Annotated in this window: 3 protein-coding genes; 2 read left to right on the plus strand and 1 reads right to left on the minus strand. The window is 58.1% G+C overall.

Annotated elements, in window-relative coordinates; all coding sequences use genetic code 11:
- Nucleotides 1-331 precede the first annotated feature (331 nt).
- A complete protein-coding gene (locus EOA27_RS14790; protein ID WP_126081567.1) occupies nt 332-4,750 on the minus strand; it encodes a GAF domain-containing protein in 4,419 nt (1,472 codons plus the stop codon).
- Between the two features lie 768 nt (nt 4,751-5,518).
- Between EOA27_RS14790 and EOA27_RS14795 the strand changes: the two genes are divergently transcribed.
- Nucleotides 5,519-6,625 carry an efflux RND transporter periplasmic adaptor subunit gene (locus tag EOA27_RS14795; RefSeq protein ID WP_189343370.1) on the plus strand — a complete coding sequence of 369 codons (1,107 nt, stop codon included), beginning with the start codon at nt 5,519-5,521 and terminating at the stop codon, nt 6,623-6,625.
- Nucleotides 6,622-7,328 (plus strand): efflux RND transporter permease subunit (locus EOA27_RS14800; RefSeq protein WP_189562035.1); only part of this gene is annotated, 707 nt, incomplete at its 3' end. The genes EOA27_RS14795 and EOA27_RS14800, both read left to right, overlap by 4 nt.

A 7,328-nucleotide genomic window follows, 5' to 3' on the forward strand; every position in this document is an offset into this window, starting at 1 on the left:
GCATGATGGATGGCCCTTCCTCCAAGAAGGACTCCACAAGCTCCAGAAGGTCGGCTTCCTCGCCACCGACAAGCTCACGCAGCTTGTCCAGCGCCCCTCTGTCGATCGCCACAACATCCCCCGATGTATGCTTCTTCGAACCAAAACCAGCGACAAAACATCTGCCGGCGCTGGCAAAAACGAGCGAAGTCGAACTCTCTGCTCCCCTTCTTTCAGAGTTCCATCGCGTTGAAAAGACAGATTATCGCACCAATGCTAAATTAGCGAGATCCCTATTCCCGGCGATGCTGCCGCGACGCTAATCTCGATTACTCCGACGCCGCTGTTCCACCTAGGGACGACCGGGCGCGCTGGCATCTTCAAATTCACCCGCTGCACCCCGCGAACCTTCACCCAAATTCACGACGGCCTTGTTCAGGGAGGCTATAAGATCTTCGACACGCAACGGTTTGCTCAGATAATCGTCCATTCCAGCATTCAGGTATCTCTCGCGATCACCCGCCATCGCGTTGGCGGTCAGGGCAATGATGAATGGTCGATGCACGGGTTCGGCATTGATACGGCGGATCAATCTTGTCGCTTCGAGCCCATCCATGTCAGGCATTTCGATATCCATTAGGATAACGTCATGGCTGCCCTGGCTGTAGGCAGCGATCGCCGACTGGCCGTCGATTGCCAGGTCCGGCTTATATCCCAAGCGCTCGAGCACCTTAGAGCCAAGCTTGCGGTTGGTGGCATTGTCGTCGACCAAAAGAATCTGCAGTGGAAACGTGTTCGCCATCGAACCGTCAAAAGCGGGAGCCTTCGGTTGATCGGCTCGGGTGGAGCGAGCCGGCGTTCCAACGAAGATCGACAGCAACGTATTGAGCAATGGAGAAGGCTTGATCGGCTTGGATAGCGCGGCCGCAAACCGCAGACTTTCAATTTCCTTTTTCCTGTCCTCCGACATTGGCACCATGGAACTAAGTAGCACCAGCGGAACGCCTTCCATGCTTTCGAGCGCGCGGATTTTTCTAGCGAGTTCGATGCCATCCATGTCAGGCATGTTCATGTCGAGAACGATGACATCGAAGACTTCCCCTGCTTCAAGCCTTCGCAGTGCGTCGCGCGGGTGTTCGCTCGCCGACGCGACCATATTCCATGACTGCGCCTGCAGGGCCATGATGCGGCGGTTGGTTGCGTTGTCGTCCACGACCAGCAACCGCTTGCCTGCCAGTCCGACGGTAGCCGTCGGGGCGTTTGCTAATTGGCGCGATGCCACGGGCGCGCGAATCGTGAAGAAGAAAGTGGTGCCTTTTCCTTCCGCGCTGTCGACCCAGATCTCGCCGCCCATCAACTCTACCAGACGCCTGCTGATGGCCAAGCCAAGTCCGGTTCCGCCATAGCGCCTGGTCGTAGAAGCGTCGACCTGGCTGAAGGATTTGAAGAGCCGGTCCATCCGGTCGCCGGGGATACCGATGCCGGTGTCGCGAACCGAAAATTGGAGCGTGCAAATCTTCCCCTCGCCGTCCTCGTTTGAACCATGGCTTGTGGCTGCGGGCGCGATCGTCATCACCGAAAGGACGATCTCTCCCCGCTCAGTGAATTTGACCGCGTTATTAAGGAGGTTGATCAGCACTTGGCGAAGCCGACTACTGTCGGCAATTACCGCCTCCGGCGTACCGGGCTCGATCAAATAGCTCAGATCGAGCCCTTTTTCGGCCGTTCTCGGAGCTATTAGATCGATCGCACTTTCCAGGCAATCGCGCAATTCGAACTGCCGGGGATCGAGATCGATCTTGCCCGCCTCGACCTTGGAGAAATCGAGTATGTCATTGATGATGGTGAGCAGGGCCTCGGCGCTGTTGTTAATTGTCTCTCCAATTTCCCGCTGCTCGTCATCTAGTTTTGTCGCCAGGAGCAAGTTGCTCATTCCGATCACGCCGTTCATTGGCGTACGAATCTCGTGGCTCATCGTCGCCAGAAACGAACTCTTCGCCTCATTTGCCGCCTCGGCCGCCTCCTTTGCCTGCTGGAGAGCCAGGGACAACTGTTTGAGCTCAGTGAATAGTTGCGCGTTGTGCAGGGCAGAGCCCGCATTGGCGGCAATGGTGGAAAGCAAGCGGAGCGAGTCATCGGTAAAAATGCCCTCCCGCGTAGTGCTCTGAACACTGATAACGCCAAGCGTTCCTTGGGCCGTTTTGATCGGAACGCCGAGGTAGGACAAGGCATTCTTGCCGACGGGGGTGGCCCCGATCTGAGCCCCCCTTTTCGCCACATCCTGATTGATGAGCAGCGGCTCGCCGGTCTGTATGATCTTGCTCGTCAGTCCCTCGCCGAGCGTGAGCGTGGTGAAGGCCTCGCCAAACTGATAGGGGAAATGGATTAGCTTAGTTTCCGGATCGAGCAGAGCGACGTAGACGATATCGGCATCGAAGATTTCCTGCATCTGATTGCCGATCAGCTGGATCGTGCTTTCGAGTTCGGATTCCGCTATCAGCGCCTGGCTGACCATACTGATGGCGCCGAGCTCGGCAGCGCGAGCTTCTGTCACTCTCAGCAGACGCTGCGTTTCGTTAAACAGGCGGGCATTGGCTATGGCGACGACCATGTTGGAGGCAACCGTCTGCAGGAGGCGTACGTGATTTTCGTCAAACGCATTCTCCCGGTAGCTTTGTACACTGATAACCCCCAGCGTTCTTTCACCAGACTTGATGGGAACACCTATGTAAGATGCGGTCCTGTCCTTTTCGTCTGGAAAGAATGCACCAAGCTCTTTTCCTCCCTCGAGAGTCGTGAAGACTAACGGGCGCCCTGTATCTATGATTTTGGACGCTACACCCACGCCAAACGGAAATGGATCAATAACTCTATATTGCCTGAAGTATGCATAAGGCACATGGATCAGACCGGATTCCCTGTCATGCAGCAGAATTTCACTGACCTCGGTCCCGAAGGCCTCCCGCACCTTATCGCCTACAAGACGAATTACTGTATCCAGGTCTAGTGACTGTGTCATAGCCTCGCCAACGCTATTGAGAATAGCGAGTTCTGCCGCGCGGTCCTCGGTTACCTTCAGCAAGCGCCTGGTCTCGGTGAACAGCCTCGCCTTTTCAACTGCAATAGACGTCGCATTACCAATCGTGGTGAGCAGATTCACGTCCGATTCATTGAAGGCGTGCTCGTGATCGAGGTTTTGCAGGGAAATGACGCCCTTTGCCTGTCCTCCGATGATCAACGGTACGAACAGCCCCGACTTAGCTGCCTCACCCTGCAGCACGGGGTTGCCGTATTTCTCGGACGCAGTGATAGCATCATTGAGCAGCAATGGCTGCCCCGTATCCATGACATGTTTCCGAAAACCAATGAGCGGCATCGGTAAATCGGGGAAGCGAACGTTCCGCTCAATCGTATAAGGAAAATGCAGAAGGTTGTCGTCGGGATCGAACAGTCCGATATCCACCACCTGGGCATCGAAAATCTCATGAATCTGGTCGCCGATCTGGTCATATATCTCCTGCATTTCCAAATTGGAGACGAGCACTTCCTGAACGCCATTCACGAAGGCCAGTTCAGCATTACGAGCCTCCATCATTTTCAATAGGCGCTGGGTCTCGTCGAACAGGTGGGCGTTAGAGATAGCGACGCCCATGCTGGATGAAAGCCCCTGCAACAGACGCACATGATCTTCATTGAAGACATTCTTCTCGTAGCTCTGGACGCTGACGACACCCAAAGTCCTGTCGCCAGCGATGATTGGCACACCTAGGTAGGATTCGGTCCTGTCTTCCTCTGTAGGTATAAGTGCACCCGGAGCAACGTGTTGCTCAGTCGTACCCAATACCAATGGTTTGCCTGACAGTATGACCTTTGAGGTCAGCCCTTCGCCCATCGCAAATGGTTCGGGGTCCTGATAGCCCTTGTAAAATGCATAGGGTACGGTGATTAGGTCAGACTTCTCATCACGCAGGAGGATTTCGGTGACGTCCGTTCCGAATATTTCGCGCACCTTATCACCGACGATGCGTGTGACGGTCTTGACGTTCAGCGTCTTCGCCATTGCTTCGCCGACGCTGTTGAGAATGGCCAGTTCCTTTGCGCGGTCCTCAGATACTTTCAGCAGCCGCTGCGTTTCGTCGAAAAGGCGTGCATTGGCAATCGCAACGCCCATGCTTGATGACAAGCCTTGCAGCAGGCGCAAATGATCTTCGCCAAAGGCATTCTTTTCGTAGCTTTGAACACTGACAACGCCCAGGGTTCTGCCACCGGCGATGATTGGTACGCCGATATACGATTCTGACCGCTCCGCTTCGCTGAGGAAGATCGCACCGAACTCAATGGACTGTTCAGACGTCCCGAGAACCAGTGGTTTTCCAGAGAGGATGACCTTGGAGGTCAGCCCCGCGCCCAAAGTGAAAGGCTCGACGTCCTGGTACTCGCGGTAAAATGAATACGGGACGGTGATGAGATCAGAGGCCTCGTCGTGCAACAAAATTTCGGTTATATCCGCCCCAAATATTTCACGTACCTGATCGCCCACGATGCGGGTCACCGTCTTGACATTCAGCGTCTTTGCCATCGCTTCACCGACGCTGTTGAGGATGGCCAATTCCTTCGCGCGCTCCTCGGCGAGTTGAATCAGGCGCTTGTTTTCGGCGGAAAGTCGATCAAGCTCGATTGCCGCGTCAGCATAATTATTTTCCAGTTCGGCAATACGGCGATCTGCGGATGCCAGGCGACTTGCAAGATCGCTTCCCACCGAGCCCTGCATATTGGCTTCTCCCCAAAGGGCCTTCCGCCGGCTTCAGCGGAATGCTTCCCACCCGTATATTAGTAAGTAGTGTTGCACGACAGGCGCCCGATTGACAGACCGGCGAGGCGTGGCCTTGGGACAAGCTCCGCGGCTCGGCTTCCATGTCTGCTTCCAGGCGGCGGCAAAATTCCCTCCAGCGGCCGAGATGAGCGCAAAGCTGCCATGGCGTCTTTGGGGCCGGAAGCGGACGGTCCGGTTCTGGGACGACCTAGCGAGAAAGATGCCATTCCGCTGGTGCCCCCATCTTGGCCGCAACGACGTCGCTTGCCGTTGCCGGAAAAACAACCGCGGCGCCGCGTCGGCCGCCTTGCGCCAGCACCTGCCTCTTGACGCTTTCAGCCGTGATACGCTCCTACCAATCGGTCATCAGGGGTGTGTGGCTGAAGGCGGGTGACGAGCGTGGCGAATTTGGCTTGACGGTGTGTGTCAAAGGAATCCTGATTCCTTTAGATTGCGACTAGGCCTACCCGGTGGGGAGGCAGCCACAGGATGGACATTTCAGCCCATATGGAAAATGATCATGTGCCGTGCACAATATTGCAGTGCTCGGGTCTCGACGAAAAAGCCTGAGCGTAGAAGCGGATCAACCGACCTCCGGGTCCAGCGAGGGGGACGCAAATGGATACCACAGGCAATGGGCAATGGCGTTGCGACGTGGGCGAGCGACCCCGTCGATCGGCCGGCTGGCTTGCCTGCGCCACCGCGTCGGCGGCATTCCTGCTCGGCATGGCTTTCAGCAGCACTGCGTTTGCGCAGGACCAGCAGCTGCCCGTGGTGACGGCGGCCAAGCCGGTGGTGCGTGACATCATCGAGGACGACGAGTTCGTCGGGCGTTTCGAAGCCGTCGACCAGGTTGCCATCCGTTCGCGCGTCAGCGGCTATCTGGACAAGGTCAGCTTCCAGGACGGCGCACTGGTCAACAAGGGCGACCTGCTCTTCACCATCGACCAGCGTCCGTACCAGGCCGCTTATGATGCCGCCAAATCGCAAGTGGATGTCGCCAAGAGCCTGCTCGAATTCACCAAGATGCAACTGGATCGCGCCAACGAACTTGCCAAGACCGGCAACATCTCGCCCGCCACGGTCGACGACCGCCGGCGGGAATACCTTGCGGCGCAGGCGCAGATGCAGGGCGCGACGGCTGCGCTGACGACGGCCAGCCTGAACATGGAATTCACTGAGATCAAGGCGCCGTTGTCCGGCCGCATCGACCGCCGGCTGGTATCGGTCGGCAACCTCGTGCAGCCGGATTCCACCTTGCTGACGACCATCGTCACGCGCGACCCGATCGACTTCTATTTCGACGTCGATGAGCGTCTGTATTTCAGCTACGCCCGCGACGCGATGGCGCGTGGCGGCAGCATGCAGGAAGGCGCCGGCGGGCTCGATGTGCAGGTTCAGGTCGCCGACCGCGCGGAGGCGGTGGTCAAGGGCAAGCTCGATTTTGCCGAGAACCGGATCGACAACGCGACCGGCACAATGCGGGTTCGTGCGACGTTTCCCAACCCCGACGGCGTTCTCCAGCCAGGCATGTTCGGGCGCATCAACGTGCCGGGGTCGCTGCCGCATAGCGGCGTGCTGGTGCCTGACGAGGCGATCGGCGCCGATCAGGATCGTCGCATCGTGTTGCTGGTGGACGAGGCCGGAATGGTGTCGGCGAAGCCCGTGCGCACCGGACCGCTTCTCGACGGCTACCGGGTGATCCGCTCGGGCCTGACCGGCGCCGAGACGATCATCGTCAACGGGCTGATGCACGCAAGGCCCGGCACCAAGGTGAAGGTCGAGATGGTGACGTTGCCGCCCAAGGTCGAAACCGCCGGGTTGCAGCAATGAGGTTCGCGCATTTCTTCGTCGACCGTCCAATCTTCGCATCGGTCGTTTCGATCGTCCTGCTGATCCTCGGCGGGATTGCTTATACCCAGCTGCCGGTCGCGCAATATCCCGAGATCGCGCCGCCGACCATCGTCGTTCGCGCGCAGTATCCGGGCGCCGACGCCCAGACGGTCGCAGCGACGGTGGCAACGCCGATCGAGCAGGAGATCAATGGCGTCGAGGGCATGCTCTACATGTCATCCTATTCGTCGGGCGACGGGTCGATGGCGCTGACCATCACCTTCAAGCTGGGCACCGATCTCGACAAGGCGCAGGTGCTTGTGCAGAACCGCGTGTCGGTCGCCGAGCCGCGCCTGCCCGAAGAGGTCCGCCGCCTCGGCATCACCACCACCAAGAGCTCGCCCGACCTGATGATGGTCGTGCACATGCTGTCGCCCGACAATACCTACGACCAGCTCTACGTCTCGAACTACGCCCGCTCGCGGGTGCGCGACATACTGCTCAGGTTAGACGGCGTCGGCGACCTTATCATCTTCGGCGAACGCGAATATTCGCTGCGCATCTGGCTTGATCCGGAAAAACTGTCCGCCCTGGGAATGACCTCGGGCGATGTGGTGCAGGCGCTGCGCGATCAGAACGTCCAAGTGTCGGGTGGCTCGATCGGCGCGCCGCCGACGGGCACCGGCACGGCGTTCCAGTACAC

The sequence above is a fragment of the Mesorhizobium sp. M2A.F.Ca.ET.037.01.1.1 genome (genome assembly GCF_003998075.1).
In the GTDB taxonomy this organism is placed as follows: domain Bacteria; phylum Pseudomonadota; class Alphaproteobacteria; order Rhizobiales; family Rhizobiaceae; genus Mesorhizobium.

What these genes read in the sequence shown, in the direction of transcription:
- EOA27_RS14790 (WP_126081567.1), bottom strand. Translation starts at nt 4,750, where the DNA reads ATGCAGGGCTCGGTGGGAAGCGATCTTGCAAGTCGCCTGGCATCCGCA.
- EOA27_RS14795 (WP_189343370.1), top strand. Translation starts at nt 5,519, where the DNA reads ATGGCTTTCAGCAGCACTGCGTTTGCGCAGGACCAGCAGCTGCCCGTG.